The 24,285-nt window shown below is 35.4% G+C and carries 31 protein-coding genes and 1 tRNA gene; 16 read left to right on the top strand and 16 right to left on the bottom strand.

The window, feature by feature from the left end; genetic code table 11:
• Positions 1–152 precede the first annotated feature (152 nt).
• Positions 153–2,387, top strand: a complete 2,235-nt coding sequence (locus M9C83_02835) for a DUF305 domain-containing protein (GenBank protein ID URQ67151.1) — start codon at positions 153–155, stop codon at positions 2,385–2,387.
• Positions 2,388–2,406: 19 nt separating this feature from the next.
• Here the strand turns inward: M9C83_02835 and M9C83_02830 are convergent, their stop codons facing one another.
• The 4 genes from M9C83_02830 to M9C83_02815 all read right to left on the bottom strand — a co-directional run bounded on the left by M9C83_02830 (position 2,407) and on the right by M9C83_02815 (position 6,491).
• Positions 2,407–3,474 (bottom strand): ecdysteroid 22-kinase family protein, encoded by a 1,068-nt coding sequence (locus M9C83_02830; protein URQ67150.1) that lies wholly within the window; start codon positions 3,472–3,474, stop codon positions 2,407–2,409.
• A gap of 169 nt (positions 3,475–3,643) precedes the next feature.
• On the bottom strand, positions 3,644–4,555 hold the full coding sequence (locus M9C83_02825; GenBank protein ID URQ67149.1) for a phytanoyl-CoA dioxygenase family protein: 912 nt from the start codon (positions 4,553–4,555) through the stop codon (positions 3,644–3,646).
• A 113-nt stretch (positions 4,556–4,668) separates the two neighbouring features.
• A tRNA-Val gene (locus M9C83_02820) sits at positions 4,669–4,744 on the bottom strand.
• Between the two features lie 361 nt (positions 4,745–5,105).
• A complete protein-coding gene (locus M9C83_02815) occupies positions 5,106–6,491 on the bottom strand; it encodes a hypothetical protein (GenBank protein ID URQ67148.1) in 1,386 nt (461 codons plus the stop codon).
• Positions 6,492–6,762: 271 nt separating this feature from the next.
• On the opposite strand from M9C83_02815, the gene M9C83_02810 reads away from it, so the two are divergent.
• The 6 genes from M9C83_02810 (at position 6,763) to M9C83_02785 (ending at position 8,840) form a co-directional block, all read left to right on the top strand.
• Positions 6,763–6,963: a hypothetical protein gene (locus M9C83_02810; protein URQ67147.1), complete on the top strand. Its 201-nt coding sequence runs from the start codon at positions 6,763–6,765 to the stop codon at positions 6,961–6,963.
• A gap of 145 nt (positions 6,964–7,108) precedes the next feature.
• The gene (locus tag M9C83_02805; GenBank protein ID URQ67146.1) at positions 7,109–7,267 is read left to right on the top strand and encodes a hypothetical protein; all 159 of its coding nucleotides are present in this window, start codon (positions 7,109–7,111) and stop codon (positions 7,265–7,267) included.
• An 11-nt stretch (positions 7,268–7,278) separates the two neighbouring features.
• Positions 7,279–7,635 (top strand): hypothetical protein, encoded by a 357-nt coding sequence (locus tag M9C83_02800; protein ID URQ67145.1) that lies wholly within the window; start codon positions 7,279–7,281, stop codon positions 7,633–7,635.
• Positions 7,632–8,030, top strand: a complete 399-nt coding sequence (locus tag M9C83_02795; protein ID URQ67144.1) for a hypothetical protein — start codon at positions 7,632–7,634, stop codon at positions 8,028–8,030. Before M9C83_02800 ends, M9C83_02795 begins: the two co-directional genes overlap by 4 nt.
• Positions 8,021–8,491 carry a hypothetical protein gene (locus tag M9C83_02790; protein ID URQ67143.1) on the top strand — a complete coding sequence of 157 codons (471 nt, stop codon included), beginning with the start codon at positions 8,021–8,023 and terminating at the stop codon, positions 8,489–8,491. The genes M9C83_02795 and M9C83_02790 overlap by 10 nt, the downstream gene beginning before the upstream one ends.
• A gap of 13 nt (positions 8,492–8,504) precedes the next feature.
• Entirely contained in the window at positions 8,505–8,840 is a 336-nt protein-coding gene (locus tag M9C83_02785; protein ID URQ67142.1) for a hypothetical protein, read from the top strand.
• 4 nt (positions 8,841–8,844) lie between these two features.
• Here M9C83_02785 and M9C83_02780 read toward each other — a convergent pair whose 3' ends face one another.
• The 3 genes from M9C83_02780 to M9C83_02770 all read right to left on the bottom strand — a co-directional run bounded on the left by M9C83_02780 (position 8,845) and on the right by M9C83_02770 (position 11,125).
• The gene (locus tag M9C83_02780) at positions 8,845–9,099 is read right to left on the bottom strand and encodes a hypothetical protein (GenBank protein URQ67141.1); all 255 of its coding nucleotides are present in this window, start codon (positions 9,097–9,099) and stop codon (positions 8,845–8,847) included.
• 43 nt (positions 9,100–9,142) lie between these two features.
• Positions 9,143–9,280 carry a hypothetical protein gene (locus M9C83_02775; protein ID URQ67140.1) on the bottom strand — a complete coding sequence of 46 codons (138 nt, stop codon included), beginning with the start codon at positions 9,278–9,280 and terminating at the stop codon, positions 9,143–9,145.
• A gap of 423 nt (positions 9,281–9,703) precedes the next feature.
• The gene (locus M9C83_02770) at positions 9,704–11,125 is read right to left on the bottom strand and encodes a site-specific integrase (protein ID URQ67139.1); all 1,422 of its coding nucleotides are present in this window, start codon (positions 11,123–11,125) and stop codon (positions 9,704–9,706) included.
• A gap of 536 nt (positions 11,126–11,661) precedes the next feature.
• On the opposite strand from M9C83_02770, the gene M9C83_02765 reads away from it, so the two are divergent.
• The 6 genes from M9C83_02765 to M9C83_02740 all read left to right on the top strand — a co-directional run bounded on the left by M9C83_02765 (position 11,662) and on the right by M9C83_02740 (position 15,447).
• Positions 11,662–11,991 (top strand): hypothetical protein, encoded by a 330-nt coding sequence (locus M9C83_02765; GenBank protein ID URQ67138.1) that lies wholly within the window; start codon positions 11,662–11,664, stop codon positions 11,989–11,991.
• A gap of 39 nt (positions 11,992–12,030) precedes the next feature.
• Positions 12,031–12,261 carry a hypothetical protein gene (locus M9C83_02760; GenBank protein ID URQ67137.1) on the top strand — a complete coding sequence of 77 codons (231 nt, stop codon included), beginning with the start codon at positions 12,031–12,033 and terminating at the stop codon, positions 12,259–12,261.
• A 313-nt stretch (positions 12,262–12,574) separates the two neighbouring features.
• The gene (locus M9C83_02755; GenBank protein ID URQ67136.1) at positions 12,575–12,964 is read left to right on the top strand and encodes a RidA family protein; all 390 of its coding nucleotides are present in this window, start codon (positions 12,575–12,577) and stop codon (positions 12,962–12,964) included.
• Positions 12,961–13,386: a hypothetical protein gene (locus M9C83_02750; protein ID URQ67135.1), complete on the top strand. Its 426-nt coding sequence runs from the start codon at positions 12,961–12,963 to the stop codon at positions 13,384–13,386. Before M9C83_02755 ends, M9C83_02750 begins: the two co-directional genes overlap by 4 nt.
• Positions 13,379–13,639, top strand: a complete 261-nt coding sequence (locus M9C83_02745; protein ID URQ67134.1) for a hypothetical protein — start codon at positions 13,379–13,381, stop codon at positions 13,637–13,639. Before M9C83_02750 ends, M9C83_02745 begins: the two co-directional genes overlap by 8 nt.
• Positions 13,640–13,644: 5 nt before the next feature.
• Positions 13,645–15,447 (top strand): PQQ-binding-like beta-propeller repeat protein, encoded by a 1,803-nt coding sequence (locus tag M9C83_02740; GenBank protein URQ67133.1) that lies wholly within the window; start codon positions 13,645–13,647, stop codon positions 15,445–15,447.
• Here the strand turns inward: M9C83_02740 and M9C83_02735 are convergent.
• From M9C83_02735 to M9C83_02700, 8 genes are read right to left on the bottom strand one after another with little or no spacing between them, the layout of a single operon-like run.
• On the bottom strand, positions 15,444–15,920 hold the full coding sequence (locus M9C83_02735; protein ID URQ67132.1) for a hypothetical protein: 477 nt from the start codon (positions 15,918–15,920) through the stop codon (positions 15,444–15,446). The genes M9C83_02740 and M9C83_02735 overlap by 4 nt on opposite strands.
• Positions 15,910–16,488: a hypothetical protein gene (locus M9C83_02730; GenBank protein ID URQ67131.1), complete on the bottom strand. Its 579-nt coding sequence runs from the start codon at positions 16,486–16,488 to the stop codon at positions 15,910–15,912. Before M9C83_02730 ends, M9C83_02735 begins: the two co-directional genes overlap by 11 nt.
• A 5-nt stretch (positions 16,489–16,493) precedes the next feature.
• Complete coding sequence (locus tag M9C83_02725) at positions 16,494–16,934, bottom strand: hypothetical protein (protein URQ67130.1); 441 nt, start codon at positions 16,932–16,934, stop codon at positions 16,494–16,496.
• Complete coding sequence (locus tag M9C83_02720; GenBank protein URQ67129.1) at positions 16,934–17,371, bottom strand: DUF6152 family protein; 438 nt, start codon at positions 17,369–17,371, stop codon at positions 16,934–16,936. Before M9C83_02720 ends, M9C83_02725 begins: the two co-directional genes overlap by 1 nt.
• On the bottom strand, positions 17,368–18,342 hold the full coding sequence (locus M9C83_02715; GenBank protein URQ67128.1) for a hypothetical protein: 975 nt from the start codon (positions 18,340–18,342) through the stop codon (positions 17,368–17,370). The genes M9C83_02720 and M9C83_02715 overlap by 4 nt, the downstream gene beginning before the upstream one ends.
• Positions 18,332–19,150: a hypothetical protein gene (locus tag M9C83_02710; GenBank protein URQ67127.1), complete on the bottom strand. Its 819-nt coding sequence runs from the start codon at positions 19,148–19,150 to the stop codon at positions 18,332–18,334. The genes M9C83_02715 and M9C83_02710 overlap by 11 nt, the downstream gene beginning before the upstream one ends.
• Positions 19,151–19,206: 56 nt before the next feature.
• Positions 19,207–20,223 carry a cyclase family protein gene (locus tag M9C83_02705; protein URQ67126.1) on the bottom strand — a complete coding sequence of 339 codons (1,017 nt, stop codon included), beginning with the start codon at positions 20,221–20,223 and terminating at the stop codon, positions 19,207–19,209.
• Positions 20,224–20,244: 21 nt separating this feature from the next.
• Positions 20,245–20,667 (bottom strand): VOC family protein, encoded by a 423-nt coding sequence (locus M9C83_02700; GenBank protein ID URQ67125.1) that lies wholly within the window; start codon positions 20,665–20,667, stop codon positions 20,245–20,247.
• 87 nt (positions 20,668–20,754) lie between these two features.
• Here M9C83_02700 and M9C83_02695 point away from each other — a divergent pair, with 87 nt between their 5' ends.
• The 3 genes from M9C83_02695 to M9C83_02685 are packed head-to-tail and all read left to right on the top strand — an operon-like array spanning position 20,755 to position 22,600.
• Positions 20,755–21,924 carry a saccharopine dehydrogenase NADP-binding domain-containing protein gene (locus M9C83_02695; protein URQ67124.1) on the top strand — a complete coding sequence of 390 codons (1,170 nt, stop codon included), beginning with the start codon at positions 20,755–20,757 and terminating at the stop codon, positions 21,922–21,924.
• Between the two features lie 43 nt (positions 21,925–21,967).
• Positions 21,968–22,405: a pseudoazurin gene (locus M9C83_02690; GenBank protein URQ67123.1), complete on the top strand. Its 438-nt coding sequence runs from the start codon at positions 21,968–21,970 to the stop codon at positions 22,403–22,405.
• 3 nt (positions 22,406–22,408) lie between these two features.
• A complete protein-coding gene (locus M9C83_02685; GenBank protein URQ67122.1) occupies positions 22,409–22,600 on the top strand; it encodes a hypothetical protein in 192 nt (63 codons plus the stop codon).
• Between the two features lie 3 nt (positions 22,601–22,603).
• Here M9C83_02685 and M9C83_02680 read toward each other — a convergent pair whose 3' ends face one another.
• Positions 22,604–24,208, bottom strand: coding sequence for an NAD(P)/FAD-dependent oxidoreductase (locus M9C83_02680; GenBank protein ID URQ67121.1), 1,605 nt, complete (start codon positions 24,206–24,208; stop codon positions 22,604–22,606).
• Between the last annotated feature and the right edge of the window lie 77 nt (positions 24,209–24,285).

The following is a 24,285-nucleotide window of genomic DNA, read 5'->3' as shown; positions in this document are numbered from 1 at the left end:
AAGCCACCCAAAAATATCATGATGATAAAAATAAATAAGTCAAAAATAGTACCTTCGATATATTGCATTGGTTTTTACATAGAAATAAATTTTAATGATATTCCCTTATTAATACTGTGCAACGGATATTATGTATTAATATAGGTTATGTGTTGAAGTTAATTGCATTAACAGAGATGAGAAAATCCATTTATTTAATATTAGCCCTAATCGCGGTTGGTTGTACTCAGACAGGTGAACTAAGAGATATCCCTTTAAATAATGAGGATAAGAGATTAATTAAAAATAATAATGTTTCTCATTCTATTATTCAGCCTGGTGCGCCTGGACAAAGCTCAAAAACATTAGATCCTATTGAGGCAACGAAAATTGCTAGTACATCATATATACAAGCCGATGTTGACTTTTTGAAAGGAATGATTACTCATCATCAGCAGGCAATTCTAATGTCAGAATTAGCAGAAGAAAGAACTAATAATAAAACTATCCTCGATCTAGCAGATAGAATTAATATTTCTCAAGAGGATGAAATTGATTTCATGGGAAATTGGCTTGAATCAAGGGGAGAAAATAAAAATCTTTCTCTTTCTGAACATATGCCAGAGCATAAACACATGAAAATGGCGGGGATGGCATCTAATGAGGAACTGAAAGAGCTAAGAGATTCTAAAAGTACGTCTTTCGATAAATTATTTTTGAAGCTAATGATCAATCATCATGATGGGGCTTTGGAGATGGTCAGAACTCTTAAAGAATTTCCTGGAAACTCTTTCGATTCAGCTTTAGATGAATTTATTTCAGAATTAATCAATGATCAAGGCGTTGAAATAGAAAGAATGAATGGTATTTTTGTTAATCTTTCGGAAGATCCTAGATCTAATCTTGAACCGGGCTTATATGATGCTGGTGAGTCTATCCATAATCTTAAGTTGGTAACATCTCTAAAAAAACCCATTGGCTTCTTTGATCCAGATAATCCTGAAGGTAGAGGTGTAAAAAGGACAGATGATAATTATAGGAAAGAAAAAGTAAGAACTATCGAAGAAATGTCTAGTTCTCTCAGGTGGCCAATTCTTAGTTTTGCAAGCACTGATATGGCTTTTAGAGATAATATTTTAGTAGCTGGCAGCTATCATGGTTTTAATATATACGAAATACAAACTGATGGAATACCGAATCTTATATCATCTGTAGTTTGTCCAGGAGGACAGGGAGATGTCTCAATAGTTGGAGACATTCTCATAATGTCAGTTGAACAAATGAGAAGTCGATTAGATTGTGGCCTTGAAGGAGTTTCTAAAGAAGCGAGTTCTGAAAGATTTAGAGGATTAAGAATTTTTGACATATCAAATTTAGAAAGACCAAAGCAAGTAGGTGCTGTCCAAACTTGTAGGGGATCTCATACGCATTCTGTCGTTTCTGGTCCAGATGAAAGTGGAAAAATAATTGTCTACAACTCAGGAACAGCTAGCGTTAGAGATGAAGAAGAAATGGAAGAATGTATTGGTAATATAGCTGGTGATAAAAGAACTGCTTTGTTTAGAATTGATGTAATAGAGATTCCCATATCAAATCCTTCTGAATCCAAAATTGTAAGCAGTCCGGCTGTTTTTGCTGATCCTGAAACAGGTGCACTTGGTGGGTTATGGACTGGAGGTGATCATGGTGACGAAACACAGGAAACAAGACGTACAGACCAATGTCATGACATAACTGTTTATCCAACAGCCAACATTGCGGCAGGTGCTTGCTCTGGAAATGGCATTCTTTTTGATATCGCGGATCCCCATAATCCTCAGAGAATTGATGTCGTTACAGATACTGGCTTTGCTTACTGGCATTCAGCTACATTTAATAATGATGGAACAAAAGTAATTTTTACAGATGAATGGGGAGGTGGAGGAAGGGCCAGATGCAGAGCTTGGGATCCACTAGATTGGGGTGCAAATGCTATCTACGATATTGTAGATAAGAAATTAGTATTTCGAAGTCACTTCAAAATGCCTGCTCCACAACTCGAAACAGAAAACTGTGTGGCACATAATGGCTCTCTTATACCCGTACCAGGAAGAGATATATTTGTGCAAGCCTGGTACCAGGGAGGTATATCGTTAATGGACTTCACTGAATCATCAAATCCTAAAGAAATTGCATTCTTTGATAGAGGACCAATAGATGGTGAGCTTCTAGTAATGGGAGGTTACTGGTCTGCTTATTATTACGATGGTTTCATTTATGCAACAGAGATTAAACGAGGCTTAGATGTATTTGAGTTGCTGCCTAGTGATTACTTAAGTCAACAAGAGATTTATGATGCTTCTAGAGCTTATCCCCTCTCAGGAGCAAAAGTTTTTAATCCTCAACAACAGATTCCTCTCGGTTGGTAGAGACATCGGCAGACATGAATCACTCTATGAAAGAAATAGCATTATAGTCTTCAATAGACGAAAATAATCTCTCAGTTAAAACCTCAAATAATTTTTTGCTACGCATATTCTCTAGATCATAATTAGCTCCTCCAACAACTGGAAAAGTCAACATTGCAAGAAGCGAAAGCATCATATTTTTGTGCAATTCTTCACTACTAAAGTTTATTCCATTTCTATTTAGTCCATCTAAATACTCGCTACAAGAATCCTCAAAGATCTTTCTCCTGAGATCTATCTGTATATTTGTACACAAAAGATATGCCAAATCCCAACCAGGTTTATTTGCCATCATAAGTTGCCAATCTATTACCGTTAAATCATCAACTTCAGGAGTAAAAAAAAGATTCTCCACTCTGTAATCCCAATGAGTCAAAGTCAAAGTACCCTCTGAAAGTATGTCATGAAAATTTGGGTACCACTTCACTACCTTGTCTAGGAGCTGAACCCTTGAATCATCCATCAAATACTCGAAACGATTTAAAAACTCAGGCTGATACTCGACCATGTCAGTAGATAAGTTCAGCATATAACTTTCTTTCATATTAGGTACCCATTCCAGTTCATCAATATTGCCCCAAAATTGAGATGAAATTGGTATTAATCCTTTTATAGCGAGTTGTATTTCTTTTTCAGATGCGCCTTCTATTTGATCAGGGTTATACCATCCATCCATGAATTCCAAAAGCAATAGAACTCTTCCAGTCTCCTCATCATGCTCAACGTAATATGGCTTAGGCGTTTTAACATTTAGCTCTGAGCATAAGTTTTGATAAAACTTTACTTCACGAATATAAAATTGATAATCCTTTGCAATGTTATCCATATCTTCTGTCTCAGTCTGAATTTTTGCAAAGATATTCAGTTTACTACCGCAATCCAGAGTCGTTTCTAGTAAAGCAAACTCTCCTAATTGGCCAATTCCTTCCCCTATTCTTTTGACGTTTAATTCAATAACTTTTTTTTTGCTGAACTCTTCTGTGGGCGATAAAGTGTCATTAAGCCACACTAAATTTATTTCTTCTAAACTTTCTATTGTCCTAGTCAAAATTGACCTCCTTTTCAAAATTTAACTAATATTCATACCTTAGCTATTTATCGAACCAATGAAAAGCAATAAGACCAAATAAAAATAGATGTATAGTGGATTTTCAAAAAATCCAGTTAAGTATCGTGTTTTCGAGTTAGATGATGGTCGGCGCTAAGCTGTTTAAGATTCACTGTTTCATTATATATTCAGACATTTCCCATTTAGGATATCTCAATTTAGCCAGTGATATTGTCTCTTCCGTCCAAAAGGGGTCTCCAGGCAAGGGAACTCCGAAACAGTTAAGTTGTTCAGGTGTAGCATGTTCAAAAACCTTATGCCATGGTTTATTAAAATGCCATGGCCAAGCCGTATAGCCAATTGCATCATTACCTGCTTTTTTAAAGCAAGAAGTCATTGCATATCTGTATCCATTTGGTTCGGTAAGGTTTGTGCCTCGATGTAATACATCAATGCCATAAGCCAGAAGAGTTCCTGCCGGTCCAGCTGCACTTCGCTCAAACTTCATTAACTCTTTTTGATATTCATAATCTTCACGTTTTTTGAGAAAACGTTTCACACCACCGCAATTATCACTGTCTGTTCGATTAACATAATGCGTAGGCCCATGTGCTTCAGTGACATCACTGAAAAAAATAATAAAAGTAATAGAGTTCAAACATTCATCGCGAGAAGGTACCGTCAGTGTATGGTTTCCAAAATCGCAATGAAATGCTTGATCAAAATCTGCTTCACCAGTGAATTTTGCCCAGGCCTGAGCTTGATATAGCCTTACTTCATCTGTCTTTAAAGCTTTTTTTGCAAACTCTATTAAATCCGGATGAACAGAAATCAGATTTAATGAACTAGAACATTCGAAGGGTATATTTTCAAAATTTTTAAATTGTTCCAGAGTTGTTTTTCCCACATCACCTTTTTCTTTGTTATCAATTGGTCTTGCTGCCGTTTGTCGTTCGGGAAATATAATTTGAAAGTCTTCTACTACAGCATCTATTTCTTGTCTTTTGAAGAATTCAGGAATCACAACTGCTCCTTCTTTTCTCCATAACTCGATATGCTCTTCTTTAATCATCTCTGTCATAATTTAAAGCGTTTTGAAATCAGACTTAAAAGCTATTCAAAAATAAAGGAAATCATTTCCATGATCTAACTATACCTTTCTATCAAAATTATGGAAACTTGAGGAATTTTGGATGGTGGGCGATACAGGACTTGAACCTGTAACTTCCACCGTGTAAAGGTGGCACTCTACCAATTGAGTTAATCGCCCAAATGCTTTGAAAGTACTGTTATATAAGCATTCTTAGTTTCCTAAGAGATAGATATAAAATCTTCGTACTGCTTATGCACTGCTAAAGGTTCTTACTTGTTCCCCTTTTGTACCTCTCTAATGCCGATATTATAAACTTCCCCTTTTATTTTGCATCAACTCTTTTGGCAGTGGGCAGGATGTACGTAGGGTATACCGGGTAGTATATCTAATGCTCCTACAATTTTAGCCTACATAGGTTGTAAACCAGTACTTTAAATAGAGACAGTTTAAGGCTAAACTATCTACTCCCTATATACGATTAAAAACTGTATATATTTCATTGCTTAGAAACCATTTATGGAGCTTCTAGATACCTTCTCTACATGCTCTTTATTTGATTCATAAGAGACATTTTGGAGTACATCTCGTTATGCCCACTAGAGAACATAAAGTCTTTAACCATAGCTAGTTCTTCTTTAGGTACGATTAGTTCATCGTAAATTGTTAAGCAAGGAAAGTCATAACCCTTTTGAAAGTTATTGGCTATCTCATGCAGAAGGTTAGCTTCTTCCCATTGTATTATCTGCCCTGCTACAACTCCCTTATAGAAGTAATCAATAATAGTGTGATGCTTTCTCTCAATAAGCTCCATGATTTCAATATTGGTATAGCGAGACTTCTTGTGTGCTATTACCAATTTAATATCAGCTTCTTCCTTTAGCCATGTGTTAAAGGTTTTACTTACAGCTCTCCTACCTTTGATGTTGAACATAAGCTGAACCATTTTCTTAGCAATATCTCTATGTATCTTTTCACTTACTATGTAGGCATCTTCTCTTTCTCTTCCTTCTGCTTTGAGTTCTTTATAGGTTTCTTTTTGATACCAATCATTTGTTTCTTGTCTGTAGCAAAGATTTAAATGCATGCAAGGAAAGTCTGCTGTGCCTACTTCTTTACCGTCTATCAGAATATGTTGTCTATCATCTGGCTTCTTACCTTGCCAATAACCACCACTACGACCACCAAGAAGAAAGTCTATTTGCACATCAACAAAGTAAAATTTACTCAAAGACTCCTTATGGTTTTCTTTATCAGAGTAGTTTTTATAGTTCCTGTAAAGATGTATCTTCTGTCCTCTAGCTCCCCAATCTTTTAAACCTTCTTCAGTTTCCAAATCATAATCTTCAGTACTAAAGAGAATGTTGTGCTGGTTTAGATAGTGACAGTACTCAGACATAAGCATCTCGACATGTCTTGTATATTCGTTGTGTTTGAACTCTAAGTTCTCATTGGTTACTGTGTCTCTAAGTCTTACATGGAAGTTAGCTATCGTTCTTACCGTTGTTTTGTTAATACCCAAAGAGATTGCCAAGTCCACAAGGTCTTGAGTTACTTTAAACTCTGATAGTTTCTTAGGGTTAGTTCCCTTTGTTCTAGGTGGTGCTTTTATTCCTGTTATTACCTTTCCTTCAACTAACTTATCAATAACAAAGAATAAAGAACTGTAAGCTATGTCTAGAGGATTGAATTGAGTTGGTATCTGTCTCTTCTTTCTTGAATAAAGAAACACTCCATTATCTTCATTCATGTAAGTAATAGCATTGCAGAGAAGTAGCTTAAGAGCTTTGAGTTGTTTTCTATTCCATGTTCTATTATCAGAACCTAAATCAACGTTCTTTAGGAGCTTTCTGGTTAGCTCTGTTTCACTAAGTTTATCCTTAGTAATTTCAATATCAGATGTAAGGTAATAGTCTATAAATGGCATTGATTAGCTATTCTAAACTATTTACTCCCTATCTCCCCTAAAAGTCTTAATACATGTATATGTATAGATATATATTTATTACCTTTATTCTCCCCTTTATTTATACCTTTTAAAGATATATTTATATATTTATTAATAGATATTTAGACATTGTTTAGGTAGCCCGAAAAACTCTTTAAAGTATTGTTAAGTAAGAAATAAAGTTATTTACAGTATGTTTATTTTTTCCATTGAAAAACTATAAAAAAGAGTTAATGTTGTTAACCAGTTTATGGATTCATTTTTATTCTTAGGATTAATAGTTATTAGTTGGATACTCTGTCACGGAATAGCTTTGATTAGTCACTTAGTAGGTACAGAAAAGCCTAATGATAAAGTTGAATATAAAGACGTACTCATAAATGCTTTTTGGATGTTTGGATTGAGTTGGTTTTTTGGATTTATAATTTGGGGGATTATCCAAGAAATTTAGACCTTATATGAAACTACCTAACCCAAGAGATTTAGTTTTAGATAAAGAAGTTAAAGTTTCCAATGGGATTAAAGGACACCAACACCGGGAAAAGAATCAATTAAAGAGAAAGTATTTCCAGATACAGGATTTAGAGGAGCTTTAAATGAATTGGTTAAACTGGATGTTCATAGCTGTAGGAGTAATAATTTGGTTACTTACATGGGAATATATGGTCATGGCTTTAAAGTTTATAGCTGCACTACCTTTCATAATATTAGGGATAGTGTTTAGGTTTCTGATGAGTACCGGATTGTTTGGATAAGGGAGAAGATTATGGAATTACTATCTAATATTTTTTGGTTTATTGTAATTATGGGAGGTGCTGTTGGGGTTTTGTTTTTCCCCATAATGTATCTGATTTCTCCTTTTCTATTAAAAAAAGAAGTTAAAAGGTTAAAAGCTTTAAATGAGGCACTAGAAAAGGAACTTGCAACTAGCCTAGAAAAGAACAAGGGATTTGAAATTGAAAATGAAGACTTGGGAGTTTACCTTATTCGTTATAGAAAAAAATATAATGAACTTAGGGCAAGTTGCAGAGAACTGCTTTATCCAAGAAATAGGTATCTAAGTACGCATGAAGGGAATTTAAGAAACCTGAATGAAGTGTATGTAGAACAAATACGACAATGAAACACCTAACCACCCTCCTACTAACTTTGCTAGTCTCTGGAAGCTTGTGGGCTGATGGTGCTAAAACCCTAGATTTAGTCCTGCAAGAAGTAGCTAATGAATACAGTAAATTGCTCCCGATAAGGTTAGATGCTGTTATGACGGTAACAAAGGTATATGCTGGATTGAATAAAAGTCTTGTATATGAATATGAGCTAAAGGTTAAATCTGACATTACTAAAAAAGGAATTGAAAAGCTTAGAAACATAAGTTTTGAAAGAGAGAAAAATAATTATTGTTCAAATCCAGAACTCAAAATTTATAGAGAAAATAATATTGCTTTGGAACATTACTTCACAGATACTTCTAGGAGATTTCTATTCAATATAATAATCGACAAAACTTTATGCGACTAAGTTTAGTAATTTTGTTAATAGCCTTTTCATCATGGACATTACCAAGTTGGTTTGGTCCTGATAATTTTGCTGAATGTTCATTTGAGAAAGTCAAAGAATGTGGTGAAAATAAAGCTTGTGCAAGGCTGGCGTATGAAGTTTGTGATAAGGATTTTCCATTAGAAGAGGTTGGAGACTGGGAATTTTTTGATTGGCAAAATTCAATGGATAAAAATAATCGAAATATGTTAGTTTCACTGACGGATGGTGGATTTATAACTAAATTTTGTGCATACAATAAATCAGTTAATTTTGAAGAATGTTTTATATTCGAAAACTATGACCATCCCTTGGTTTCTCCCGGTTCTGCTCTGAGTGCTAGCGAAATCGTAAAAAGGTTATACCTGTTTGACCCAATAAAAAATCTACAGGGAAATACATTTAATTCTTTTCGCAAAAAAATTGCTAGGCAAAAAAAGTAAAATATTAGCTTTTATGAAAAAACTAATACTAATAACCGGGATACTGCTTTCAACTAGTCTGTGGGCTGATATGGACAGGGTTTGTGAAGTTTATCTTGAAGTGGATACAGGCTACATGATGCCTAAAGATTCAAAATTTATTATCGATAAATGTGAACGCAACAATGTCCTTAAAGTAAGGAGTATAAAAGAATTTTATCTTACAGGTGAGGTGGCTAATTGGTGTAGATATGACAGGAACGTTGTAACTCAGTCAAGAGTTCAGACAATTGGTCAAGATAAAGGAGAGATGTTGATAGACTTAACCTGTATTCTTTACGATAGGTTTCCTAGAAGAAAGATAAAGTAGGCAGTCATTCATCTTCTAAAAATTCTTCCACTGCTTTCTGCAAGTCTTCTAAAGATTGGTCATGACTGGATATAAATTGTTGAATTAAATCATCATATTTTTTCCATTTCTCCTCTTGATTTTCATTTATATTTTCTAACATCAAGGTATGTAGGTCTGTTTTTTTTCTCAATAGTTGGAATGCTTCAAGAAGTTTTCCATGATATTCTTTTAGTAATTCAAATTCTTGTCTCAATTCGTCAAATTTTTCTTCATCCATAATCAACCTCTTCTTAAATGAAGAGTACCAGAAATATTTATTCCTAAATAGAAAACTTCTCTACTACCTCACATTCTTCAAAGTCTTCCTTGGTTTGGATAAGATTCTTGGTAAAGACAACTTCAGCATGGTTATAGTCGTCTAGTTCAAGAACTAACATTATCCTTTTCGAGCTTTCCATGTTCCTCCATAAATATAATCTGAGTATTCCTTAACAGGAGTTAAACATTCCTGACAAAGGAACATCCAATCTGAGTTGTTGTATTTACAACGAAACAAAACATCAAAGTTCTCTGAACATCCATTGCATTGTTTTTCTCTGACTCTCACTAAAAACCATCCCAGAGATAAAAGAAAGAGTATTCAACTAAACCAGTCTCATAAAGTAGCCAAAAGACAGCTAAGAAACCGAGAGAGCTTGCGAAATGTTTAAAGGCATCTAGGAGACTTTCTCTTTGTGTGGCTTTATATGTTTTGGGAAGCATATGTTGTTTATGTTTGAAGTAAGAAAAGTAATCATAAATCCTCATACAGCCTCGATATAGAAACAGAAAAAAATTACCTATAGAACCAAATTGAATAATAGTTATTATGAAAGAAATAATCACACCTTCTTCCCTTTAGTTTTCTTTGTTGTAATGGATAAAGGTTCATAAGCCATTGCTCTAGCTAAAGCATCGTCTAAGTTCCAATTAATCTTATTAGTATCAAAGGTAATGCTTGTTTGTGGTTGTACTAATGTTGGTACAGCAGTTCCTTCAATAGAAACTATTGGTTCTTGTTTCTTGTCTATCTTCTTGGGTTCTTCGTACCTATAAATAGACTTCCAATACTTATCTAGGTACTTGGCAGAGTCCGAATCGATTATGTGTAGATACTTCTCTGTTGTTGTTATTGATGAATGTCCTGCCATTTTCTGAACTAGATGTATTGGTACTCCACAGATAAGGGCATTAGAGCAGAAATGGTGTCGAAGACTGTGGAACGAAATATCTTTGTCTAGTTCTGCCCTATCCCTTGCTTTCTCAAAAGCAGTTTGAATAGAACGGAAAGGAAAGAGTCTTTTATCATGATGTAGTCTCGGGCGTTTCTTTGTAGCTCTGTCATGTATAACTTCTGCTAGTTCTTCTTTAGTTAAGTTGTCGAACCACCACTTAGATAATCTTTCTTTTAACCACTCAGGAAGAAGCACATCTCTAGAGTTACCAGATTTAGTTATCTCTCCTCTTAAGTTTATCTTCCAGAAGCTATCATCTGATTCATCACCAGCAACAATATCTGCATATGTGATTTTAAGTATCTCTCCCAATCTACATCCACAGAATAAAGCAATGTCTATAATCAATGGTAAGTGTCCTGCTTGAAGGTATTGTTTAGGAGTCATGTGTTCTAAAGGTTCTCTGCAAGCTCTTCTTAAAGCCTCTATTTCAGATTCTAATAAGTATCTTTTGTCAGGATTACTATCTACCTTTAGGTTCTCTATTTGAATATTGTTCTTAATAGCTTTGTTTTTATAAGCATGTGACAGTACTGCCCTTATCTCATTAAGGAGTCTATTAACAGAAGAGTTCTTAGCTTCATAACCAAACTTAAACTTATTAATATCTTCTAAAGTAAGTTTATCCATTCGAATATGACCTATTACAGGAACAATGAGATTATTGAGAGCTTTCATACTCGCTTGGTTACTTTTCCTAGTCTTGTTCTTTTCTCTTAGAAACTTAGGAGAATTGCAGTATTCTTTGAAGGTCAGTCTTCCGTCAGGATTTTCACCTGTGAACTCGTCAGACATATTCTTAATGACTAAAGCTCTAGCCTGTTTAAGACTTATAGCAGGATAAGTACCTAATATTTCATTCTTAATACCTTTCCTGTAAAAGTACCAAGTGAGCTTACCAGTCTTATATACAACAGCCCTTAGATTGTCTTGTTGATATGTATGTCTGTCTCTCTTTCCACCCAATCCAGAACCTGTGGGTTTATTCTTTAACCAACTTTCTACTGTTGCTTGAGTCCATTTTGCCATGTGTAAATGATAGCAACTATTTACTCCCTATACAATACCGTACTGCTAATGCACTGCCTTTTATCTATAAATATCTACTATATGCATACATATAATGTTGATTTATAGGGCTTAAATGGTGTATCTATACAGGTTTGAATGGTAGACTTATTCCGTGTAAAGGTGGCACTCTACCAATTGAGTTAATCGCCCAAAAGAGCGCGAATTATAGTATTCAAAGTTGCGTAAGTCACTAGAGTTCTATTGACCTATACATACATAGAATATAACGTTTAATTATGAAACACCTAACCACCCTCCTGCTAACCTTGCTAGTCCTTGGTGTTTGTGCATCAATTATTGATTAATGGGTATGCTTATATTCCTCATAGCCCTTTCAGTTGCTTTCGGCATCTATTATTTGTTCAGGAATAGTTTTGATTATGAAGCAGGAATTCCAGTTCGTAAGAGTTTTTTCTTGTTTATAATTTTCTTTGTCATTATGTTTTTTATATCACAATTTGCTGGCTAGATAGATTTGGAAATAGATTATTTAAATGAAAACTTTAACCACCCTCTTACTTGCTTTACTGATCTTTGGCTGCGCTTTTAATATTTCAGAGATTGGAAGAAGTCAAGCAGCCTATTCTAATTTCTTTCTTTGTTTCCCAAATACAGATATTGGCTTTTCAAAATTGCACGCTGAAGAACAACTCATAATTATGAAAGGAATTGCAAACGAAAAAAGAATTAGAAATTTTAATTGTGATGAATTTTCCAATTTCGCAAGTACTATTAAAAATGTTGATGATATTAATAAAGAAATTTTAATGGATAAGTCTCAGCCATGCCGAAGACCTAACCTCAATAACTGTGAAGCACGTTAAAACGTGGTAAAAATCTCAAATAACAAAGGAAGATAATTAATGGATAGTGATATTAAAAAAATTGAAAGTAGAATTGAAAACCTAGAAAAATCTGTTGAGGAAATAAAAGAAGCTTTGAGCAAAGCTTTTGAAAGAGAACAGGGTCAGTGGAAACAAGTATTTGATGCGGTTGATATGAACTTTAAAGAAATTAGAGATTACGCTAACGATACTTTTTTGCACGCAGATACATTCTGGGAATATAGAAAAAAGGATAATGATCTTAACTAGAAGCCACATTTACACGTTGCCCTACTTGATCTAATTCTTTATGTTTAAGAAAATTTTGTCTTGGTTTAAAAAACACTACAAGAATATTTATTACTGTACTCGATGCGATGTTAAGCTTGAAAGAATCAATAGTTATATCGATGCTGCTGTTTCGTTAAAATATAAATACAAATGCCCCAGTTGTGGTATGAAAAAAAGTATCAGAGCTAGATGAAAATAAGAGAAATTTATGAAACAGATTAAAAAAGACTTCAAATCTATTCTCTTGGCATTATTTTTTGGAATAATCCTTGTAATAGTTTTAGGAGCCTAAATGAAGAAGAAGTTATTAAGAGAAGGACCTTACGGAGACTTTTTTTCTCAAGGGGTACAGGTGGATAATGTGTTAACCATGGCAGGACAAATTGCCGTCGATGAGAATGGTAATACTCCGGCCGATTTTAAAAGTCAGATGATCATATGTTATGAGAATATCTCAAAAATTTTAGATCATTTTGGCGGTTCTCTTGAAAATATAATTGATGAAACATGGTTTGTAACGGATATGAATGAGTGTATGGAAAACGTTTCAGAGATCTTTGCAGAAAGAGAAAAAATTTATGGTTGCAAGCCCGAAGTTTCTCAAACATTGATTGGTGTGAATGCTCTTGTTCAGCCAAACCTTAAAATCGAAATTAAATGCATCGCACATTTTGAAAAATGAAAAAAATATTTTTTATAATCAACATATTTCTTATAGGCCATTTAAGTGCTGGGCCTGAAGAAGCCATAAAACAGTTTTTTCGGGATTTTAATAACGAAGATATTTTAGCCATTAACAAAAATTCAGATTCCCCTTTCATTTACATCATGGGGAAGAATACTGTCCTTGAAGAAAAATATAGCGATGCAATAAATTTTAATGGTTTAAAAAAGGATGGTTGGTCTTACTCAAAGATTAATACTTCTAAGGTTCTATACAATGATGATGATACCTCTATGGTCCAAGTTAATTTTTCAAGATTTGACAAGGATAATCAAATTATCTTAACAGGTGATGTGACTTATTTACTTGTAAACAAAGATGGAAACTGGAAACTTAAAGGAGGCTTTAGTCCAAATCTAGCTACACTAGGAAATGAGTGAAGAATTATTAAAAGCTAAGATATTAGATTTAGAAAAAAAAATAGTAATTCTTGAAAGTACAATTCAAGATTTACAAGCTCAGCAGCTTGAAATTAGTAACAATATCATCACCTTAATTCAACATGCCGAAACTATGAATAATGTAACAGACGCATCAGGCATGCTTGCGCAACACGTAACTGAATTAGAAGAAAAAATTAATCTTGCGCTGTCTTGGATAGAAAAGGAATCCAGCCAAAAAAATTTAAATTAATTTAGATGAAAAGAATCCTTTTATTACTTTTCTTTGTATCTCAATTAGCCTTTACCGATGCAAGCAAGTTGGTTAAAGAAAATTGTGCTTCATGTCATGAAGATGAGGGACTGAATTTAATTTCGCTCTCTTCAATGACGTATTTAACTCAGTCAGAACTAATGTATGTTCTTCAAAAGGGAAAAATGAAGCAGCAAGCTTCCAACCTATCAATACAAGAAATAGAGACTATCTCAGAATATCTTGCACAAAATGAAGTCTTAGGGACTACGACAGTCTCGTCTAATTACAAATGTCCTCATGTCATAGAGAAAAAAGACCTTAAACAAAGCTCAAGTTGGCCAAGTTGGGGTTATGATAATTTCAACACAAGAAATCAGCCACATTCTGATATCAACGCTGATAATGTTAAGAATTTGAAACTACAATGGTCTTTCGGTATTAGCTCACAAGATGTTAGAGCTCAACCTATCGTTATAGGAGAAGTAATTTTATTATCAGATTCAGATTCTCTACATGCACTAAATAGAGAAAACGGTTGTACTTACTGGAAATTCTCATCCAAGGCTAGACTTAGAAATGCACCAGTCTTAAATAAAATAGATGGTGAATCAATTTTTTTAGTTGATTCTGATTTTGAAGTTTATAAGTTAAATTTATTAACCGGTGAATTGATTTGGGCATCAAAAATTCCCGTTGATTATGAATCAAATATTCCCTCAGCTTCTCCAGTACAATCGGGAAAATATCTTATAGTTCCAATATCTACTTTTGAAACAGTACTTGCCATAGACCCCAGACATGAGTGCTGTAAAACAAGCGGGGGGATAGCAGCAGTTGATACTGTTTCTGGTGAAATAATATGGACGCATAGGATTGAAGAGAAATCTAAAAGTCTTGGAAAAACATTAATCACAAGAATGGAAAAGTTTGCTCCAGCAGGATCAGCTGTGTGGAATGCCCCTGGTATTGATAGAGAAGATAAAAGAATTTTCTTTGGAACTGGTCAAAGTTTACAAAGTCCTGCTTCAAATTATAGCGATGCTATTATTTCAATGAACCTAGAATCAGGGGAAAAAATATGGGCAACTCAAACACTTAAAGGTGATGCTTATAATATGGGTTGTGAGATACCAGGTATAAAAAGATTGGTCTGTCCAGAAGAAAAGGGTCCTGACTTTGATTTTGGTGCTTCGGTAATCCAGTCCAAAAATCAGGAAGGAGAAAAAATTCTTCTTGCCGGCCAAAAATCAGGCTGGGTCTTTAGGCTTGATATAAATACAGGAGAGATCTCTTGGAAAAGTAAAGTTGGAAATGGAGGTACACTCGGAGGAGTTCACTTTGGTATGACAACTGATAATAAAAATTTATATGTTCCCGTATCGGATAGAAAAGTCAACAGAGACTATGATAATGATGCAAAACCAGGACTGTATGCTCTAGATTTTGAAGGTGGAGATATCTTATGGGAATATCGGCTAGATGACATTTGCGAATCTCGAAAAGCTTTGCATGGAGAAGGCAAATGCAGTACTGGTTTCTCAGCTGCTATTTCAATGACAAATAATGTAATTTTTGCAGGAGCATTGGATGGTAGATTTTCAGCACATGCAAGCGAAGATGGTTCTAAATTATGGGAGTTCGATACCCTTAGAGACTTTATTACTGTAAATGGAATGCCTGCAGTTGGAGGTTCCATAGATTCAGCTGGACCAGTAATTGTTGATGACTGGGTATTTGTAAACAGTGGTTACAGTCAACACGGGCAGATGGCTGGAAATGCAATACTTGCTTTCTCTTTGGATTAGGAAAACCCTATCCAGCGTCCCGATGCAGCTGTAACAACCCAAATAGAAAAGGACAGAACTCCCAAAATTTTCATGAAAAAGCTTTCTTCTCTTGAAAGGACTATTGGATTCCTTATGAAATAAACGAATATCGTTCCCATTAATAGGCACGAGATCTTTATCCAAAAAGCTCGGCTGTAATAACATTTCACTGCCTCACTTAAAAAAAGTGGGATGCCTGTGAGAATCAAAATAGAAAGTCCAAAATTAAACCAAGGCTTCGTGACTCTTATTACATAGCTAGTGGTTTCAGTTTTCATTAAAATTCCCAATAGTCTAAAGTCTCCGATAACCACTGCACCACCTAAAATTCCCAGGCCTATAAGATGAAAAGACTGAATTACAGGAAATAGCCACAATGAACCTCTTACATATTCACCAATATAGCTATCTTCGAGAAGATAGATAATTTCCAGTAGTTGATTAGATTCCATTTAAATACTCGTAAATTTCTGGATCCACGGTACAACTAATTAAAAAATTGACTAACTCAGATTGAGGTTGCTTATCACAATCGAACCAATTGTAGGCGATCATCCTGCCAGATATGATCACCAGTCCCCATAGAACCAAAGAAATTGTTGCTGAAACCTTCATCCTAAATGGAATGAAGCTGTTTTTGTCCCAGGCCTTGCTATGTCGATTCATAGTTCTGTGAAAATACCAGGCATTCAGGCCTGCGAGCAACATCAAAAATAACTTTATCCTAAAAAATAAATTTTGATAATTTCTCACAGGGAGCGCATAAAATAACAATAGGCCTGTGATAATCATGAAAAGAAAACCAATGAGTGTTAAGGGTAGAATTTTCGCATTCATTTGACTGATGGATAAATTTTTGAATCCATATCCTGTCAACCGTAAATCAACAAAAAGTAATGTACCAAAAAATATAGTTATAAATAGAACATGAGCAGACTCTATCCAAGGATACATATAGAGTGACTCACGAAGAGCAATACTTCCTGAAGTTGAAGCCAGCCAGTCAATGAAGTTAAACATGAAATTTAATTTCTCATATAAACATTATGACAAGCGACACATGCTTGATATAAATCCGCGCCGACAACGAAAAGCTTTTCAGAATCCTTGTTTTCAGCAGCTTTCAAAGCTCTTTTGCCTATTGGTTCAAGAAGTTCAGAAAATCTTACCCAGTCTTCTCTCCCTTTTGCACGATCTGGTCTATTTAAGATAAAAGTGCTCTCCATTATCACCTTGGCACCAAAAATAACCTCATTCCATTCTTTCTGATTAGTTGGTGCCAGACTTAATTCGCCCTCTTTAGTAATAATAGAACCCGAAGCATTCCATATTTTTTCAGATGCTGGAGTCAAAAGATGAGCCATAACATCATGCATATCAGAATGATGATGGTCATCGTCAGCAAATGAATTGGAAGAAATAAGAAGAGTGAGATTAAAAAAAATGGCGATTCTAAGCCTATTCACTACCTTCTCTCTCTAGGGTCAGCTCCGTCTCTAGGGGCTCCAGTACCGGAAGATCCCATAAATACCTTTTTGCCATCTGGAAAGGTTACATCTCTTCCATTTGCTATACAGCGTGGGAGACAAAGTTTTCCTTTACTCTGATAACCTCTTACCACAATAACCGTTCCCGGCTTAATGCTCTGTTTCGTTATGCCGTTTCGTATCAAAGTGTTAGGAGTTCCTCCCTCGACCATCCAAGTAGTTTTTTTGCCGCTTTCTTCAACTTCTAAATGAACCCAGGCATGAGGATTAATCCATTCAACTTTAATCACCTCGCCAGTAAGATTAACTGGGGCATTTGCATCAAATTCAGCTGTAAAAGCGTGATGTGAGAAACTATTAATACTTAATATTACAAGAAATATTGAAAAAATTGATTTACATATAAGGTTTATCATTTACTTTCCTCCGCTCTAGCACCAGCCAGTATATTGGCCATTGCATAATTTCCTTCATGGCAAGCATATTCATAGATCTTTGCATCGGTTGCCCTTAAAGGCATCTCTCCTTTCCAAATGTCTCGGTAAGCTTTTTTATCGTTAACCTCAAACTCATATAAAATTTCATTATCACTTGTCCTTGTAAATCTTTCTGTTACCTCTGCGCCATCCATGATCAAGATTTGATGCCTTATAGCAGCTCTGAATTTTTGTTGGGGATGATGATTCTTAGTTTTAACAACAAGGGTATCTCCTTCCCACCATCCTATGGAATCTCCCAGCCAAGGACGCATCTCATCGGGATTATGCTCTGATTCAAGTCTTATAATCCTGGCGTCGTGATTCATCTCAACCATTATCATGACAAAGCCAGGAGACTGAACAATTTGATAGTGGTTATTGTAAAGGACATTCAACATGGGCGGTCCTCCACTAGAACCAAATCCAACAATACATCTTTCCCCAAGGCTTCTTTCTTCTGGATGATCTGCGCTGTTAAACATTCTGTAAATTGATGGGCCTTCTATTGCCCATCTAGTTAGTCTTCTAGGTAATTTGCCATTTTCCGGATAAGTTAAGATCGAACTTCGATATTTTCCATTTAGTCTGATGAAATCATTTCCAGGATCCATCCAAGCAACATTATAACCACCTACATCCCCACCAGATTCTGGCGTTTCTCCTTCTTCGTAAGGATTATCAAGTATTTCGTTAAAATCTTGACTTGCTTTCTTTGCATAATCAGCTACTTCATCGCTTATCTCAAGTGCATCAAAATGATCAGGTCTCTCTAAAGTTGTTAGACTTGCATTGGTCCAAACTCCTTGAAGATCTGGGTCACCAAACCAAGTTTTTTTAACTTTAAATTCTTCAGAAAAGGTTGATAGCGAGAGGATAGATAGAATTGTTATAAATATTTTATTTTGCACGCCACTCTCCATAAATTAACTCTTCAACAAATTCAACGCATTTAAATTGTTGTAATTGCGCATCATCCCCAACTTTTTTATATAGCTTCATCCGTATTTTCCATGGTCTTGTAAAAACCTCTTCATCTTCAATCATAGCTTCATAGTCCATCAAATGCTCATTTAAAAGTGTATATCTTTCTGTAACCTTTAGTTTATCTGAATGGTAATTTCCTGACCTATCAAACCAGGTTTGATCATTAAACCCAGAAGCTTCTATGACAAAAGTATTTTCTTCCCAATACCCCCAAGATTGTCCCATCCATGAATCTACTGGTGGCTCTCCAGGATCTTGCAGATATATATTTCTTGTAGCACCTGCGTATTCGTAAGCAAAAAAGACGGCTTCCTCACTATGGAATATTTGGAAGGCATAGGGCATATAAGTTGCTCTGGGCACTCCAGGTAAATAACATTTGATTTCAGGATCTCTATTTAACCAATCATTTCGATTTTCATCTCTTTTTCTTAAAGCATCTCTTTTGTAAGGTATTTTATTCCCAACTACGACGCTTAATCCACCTGGCACAGATCCCACTGCCCCTAATGCAAGAATATCTGGATGCGGTATAGGAACTACAGGTCCTTCGATAAGATGCATAGCTGCCGAAGCTGAGTGAGCTTCCAAATTAAAATTAGCCCTATTCATTACTTGCCATACTCCATTTAAATCAGGCTTTCCATTAGGACCAATTGGAATAATCTCAGAGAGGAGTATCGATTGAAAAATTAAAAGAGCCCCAAAAAACAATAATCTTAAAAATCTCACAAAAATTCTCCCTCTTTTTTATAACTCCTGATCCATTAAATAATCATTTGATAAATTTACCCACCTATGGCGACAGGCCTTATTGGTGATGCTGCGCTCCCTCTTGAAAGTAAAGGTAGAATCATAATGCAAGATTCTATAACTGAATCTTTGGCTAAATTATTTAGTTTCAAGTTTTCTAAGGTATAAATACCTACTTGAGTAAGAAAGTAATGATGAACTGGAAAGCCTAATCCGTCAGGCATTCCTCCAGGCATCTTAAAGATTTTCTCTGAATTAGGATTTGGCACCGCATCTACAAAAGGCGTATCTAAACCAACTGCGACAACTTTCTTGGTTCCCAAGAACTTGGCAGTTTCGTACGAAATACCCGGAGCATAAGAATAATAAATTTTGGATATATCGGGGTCTTCATAATGATCACTCCATCCGGTGTTTATAAGCACCACATCACCAGGCTTTAATCCTCTCTCGGACAAACCGGACAATTCAATAGTCTTTTTGAGATGTTCTACAGTTACATATTGGCCTGCTTCCATAGGTTTACCTTTAAATATATGCTTCCTTACATCTAATAAAATCGCGCTAGTAATAATGGGTGGAACAGTTTCCATTCCGAGCTTTAATAGAGGCGAATCAGGTGAAGGTTTAACTTCCTTTTGAGTGAAACCTCCAAAATATTTCGCATCTTCTGCCTTTAGATCAGACTCTCCATCCCATTTTTCTTGAGTATGAGAAAAATGACCAAAGGCATCCATCTGAGTTCCTTGATTACCATCATTAACGTTTTCATTTAAGACATCCATATTATAAATTTGCTTTGATCCCGCTAATCCTACTGGTGGAAGAAACTTAGGTTCGTATTCACCTGCAAATGGAGACTTTGGCATTGTTGTTGATCTTTCATACGAAAGCTCATACTCTTTTGCCTCTTTGGATGCTAACTTTTCAGAGCATCTGGACCAAGTTTCTTTGCCTATTAAATTTCCCATACCTCTCTCAAATTCATAATCCTTTGAATGCAAAGTGCCGAAAAGAAAAAATGAAATCAACAAGGCAATAAATTTATTCATAGTTCAAATAATCCTTCAATTTTACCAAGTTCCAATATTTTCCATAGATAGCCAGGGCTCAATTGGCTCAAGTGCATCTCCCTTTTGTAATATTTCAATAGAAATATTATCTGGTGATTTAACAAAAGCCATCCTTCCATCTCTTGGAGGTCTATTTATTTCTACTCCTTTTTCTTGAAGTCTTTGACAAACATCATAGATATTTTCTACTTGGTAAGCTAAATGTCCAAAGTTTCTGGATCCTTCACCTAGATCATCACCATCCCAATTATAAGTAAGTTCTATCTGGGAATCTTCATCTCCCTCTGCCGCCAAAAAGAAAAGCGTAAATCTGCCCTCTTCAACAGGAATTCTCCTTATTTCTTTAAGACCCAGAGCATCAACAAAAAATTTTAAAGAAGTTTCTTCGTCCTTTATTCTTAGCATTGTGTGTAGATATTTCATGTTTAATCCTATTGATAAGCAACCTATGTATTTATCCATAGATTATGTCATGTAAAATGGTTTTATTCACAGAATAAGGGAGAAAAAATGTCTGATAGAGAATTTGATGTAGTAATTTTTGGGGCAAGTGGTTATACCGGTAAATTAGTAGCAGAATATATGCATGATCAGTATGGAAATGATCATTCTATAAAATATGCAATTGCCGGTAGAAATATTGAGAAGCTTCTCGAGGTAAAAAAAGACTTAAGGCTCAATGAAGACATATCAATATTAGAAGTGGATAGTTCTAATCTTGATTCTTTGGATAAGATGACAAGATCAGCCAGATGTATATTAACTACGGTCGGTCCCTATCAGCTTTATGGTTCAAAATTGGTTGAGTCATGTGCTAGAAATGGCACTGATTATGTTGATCTAACAGGAGAGCCCGGTTGGATGTATGAAATGATAAATGCTCATAAAGAAACTGCCCAAAAATCTGGAGCAAGAATTGTATTTTCGTGTGGCTTTGACAGCATTCCTTTTGATTTGGGGGTCTATTTTGTGCAAAACGCTGCGAAGGAGAAGTTTGGAAAACCAGCTCCACATGTTAGAGGAAGAGTTAAAGCGATGAACGGAGAGTTTTCCGGAGGAACAATTGCCTCTCTAGGAGCGACCATGTCAACTCTCAAAGAAAAACCTGAACTAATAAAAGTACTCGCAAATCCCTTTTCATTAACAGAGGGATTTGAAGGGCCATCACAGCTTGATGATTCAAAGCCTCTGTTAGATGAAAAAATGAATATGTGGCTGTCACCATTTGTCATGGCTCCGATAAATACCAAAAATATACACAGATCAAATGCATTGTTTGATCACGCATATGGCGTAGATTTTTGCTATGACGAGATGATGATCGCTGGAGAAGGTGATGAAGGAGAACAGATGGCTAAAGCAATGTCTTCAGGAAATCCAATGGGTGGTGATAATCTACCTCAACCCGGTGAGGGGCCTTCAAAGGAGTCTAGAGAGAAAGGTAACTATGATATCTTGTTTTTTGCAGATCTTGAGGAAAAATCAATAGAGGCTAGAGTTACTGGAGATATGGATCCAGGTTATGGGTCAACATCAAAAATGATTGCTGAAAGTGCCCTGTGCCTTGTTCAAGACTGTCCAGATCTTGCAGGTGGCATTTATACTCCTGCACCATCTATGGGTGAAAAGTTAATTGATAGGCTCATTAAAAAAGCTGGTTTAACTTTCGATATAGTATAAATATGACTTATACATACTAATAAGTTTAGTATATAATGTAAGCATGAAAAAACTCGCATTTACACTATTTCTCACTCTATATACCCTCTCAGCCTTCTCACAAGAACATGTTGTGAAAATGCTTAATGCTGGTAAGGAAGGGATGATGGTTTTTGAGCCAGCAGTTCTTTCCATCAATAAAGGTGACACTGTAAAATTTGTTGCAACTGACTTAGCTCACAATTCTTCTTCGGTAGAGGGTATGATTCCAGAAGGAGCCGAGCCTTGGGTAGGGGCAATGAATCAAGACATAGAAGTTACTTTGACTAAAGAAGGTGTCTATGTCTATCAATGCACTCCACACAATATGATGGCCATGGTAGGAGTTATAAAAGTCGAATCCTCTTCCAATATTAACTCAATAAGAGCAAAAGCAGAGTCTTACAAAAAAACTTTTTTGATGAATCAAGAAAGATTAGATGACTATCTTTCGAGGATATAAATTATGTCAAGATTAAAAATCGTGAAAGAACAGGCTGATGAAAGCACTTATCAAGACTGGAGAAAAGAAGACTATATGAACAAGATGAATTTTAACCCTCTTGTTATGTTTGTAGTGATACCTACTATTGTTCAGGCCGCTTGCCTCGTATTTATGGGAGGAGCAATGCTCCTTAATACTTATATTTTTGTATAGTCGTTAGTTCATCCTATCAAATATAAAACCCTTATAGTCTTCATTGACTACTTCCTCGATCATTTCCGTGTAAACAGGCACTCCGATAAAAGGCAAAAATGCCTTCGCTTTTTTTTCAATGTTGGATCCGTTGTACCAAGACTTAGTATCCGTAAATACTGTCATATCTGCTATTTCATTTACCAAAGCCATCCATTCTTCTTCGGCTGTTTCAGAAGATTCAATAACAGCTTTATCATTTTGAATCATCCAATCTATACAATCAGTTATCCAGTTAACGTGCTGCTCGATTGAAGGCATCATATTTGATAAGACAGACGGACTACCCGGACCTGTAACTGTGAAAAGATTTGGAAAATTTGAAATACCTATTCCTAAATAAGATTTGGCACCCTGCTCCCACTGGTCTTTTAATTTGATATTTCCTCTTCCGCTTATATCAATATTTGTAAGTGCACCCGTCATGGCATCAAAGCCAGTCGCTAATATCAAAGTATCTATTTCATATTTTTTATCAGCTTCAATTGAATTTGAGCTGATTTTCTCTATTGGATTTGCATTCAGATCTATTAAATGAACATTTTCTCTATTGAATGTTTCAAAATAACCTGTGTCTACACATAGTCTCTTACCACCAATATGATAATCAGGGCAAAGCAAAGAGGCAGTGTCAGGATCTTTCACAATTTGCTTAATCTTATTTCGTACAAAATCGGCGGCTACTTTATTTGCGTCTTTGTCCACAGGGATGTCCGCATATCCTCCAAAAAATCCGAGACCTGCACTTTGCCAATTTTCTTCAAGTTGTTGGTGCACCTCTTCAAGCTCAGTTTCAGAAATTAAAGATTCATCTGAAATACCTGCAATACCAAATCCATTCGAGTAATTTTCTTTTCTGAATTCTGAATATCTTGATTTAATTTCCTTCTCTATATCCTTATCCATAGGTCCGTTATTAGAAGGGATTGAATAATTAGGTGTTCTTTGAAAAACATATAGTTCTTCAGCTTGATTTGCGATTATAGGTATCGACTGTATGGCAGAAGATCCTGTTCCAATAATTGCAACCTTTTTACCACTAAAGTCTTGTTCTTCGTGAGGCCAATTTGATGTCTGAAGCAATTCTCCATCAAAGTTTTCTATGCCCTTAAAGTTAGGTTTATTAGGAACAGATAGACAACCAGTAGCAAAAATACAGAATTTTGTTTGGTATTTAGCTTTACTAGTTGTAACAGTCCACTTTGAATTATCTTCATTGAATTTAGCGGTCTGCACCTCTTCTTCAAACTTAATACCATCTCTTAGCTCAAACCTGTCCGTAACATGGTTTAAATATTCTAGTATCTCTGGTTGTGCCGAATACTTCTCAGTCCAATTCCATTCTTGTTGCAAGCTTTCATCAAATTGATATGAATATTCAAGGGATGGGATATCACATCTTGCGCCAGGATATCTATTCCAGTGCCAGGTCCCACCTACCTGATCGGCCTTTTCTAAAATAACTGCATTTAATCCGAGCCTTCTAAGTTTTAGAAGTTGATAGATTCCTGCAAACCCAGCTCCAATTATTACAGCATCAAATTCTTTTATCTCATTAGTATTACTCATAAATTCTCTCCAAGCACTTCTATTGAGTATATATAAATTCTTATAATTTTTTAATTGAAATAAGGATTTTATACCTT

It is taken from the genome of SAR86 cluster bacterium (assembly GCA_023703575.1).
Taxonomy (GTDB): Bacteria; Pseudomonadota; Gammaproteobacteria; order Magnimaribacterales; family Magnimaribacteraceae; genus Magnimaribacter.
Note: the sequence above shows the minus strand (reverse complement) of the source record. Positions and strands in the feature narration are given on the sequence as shown.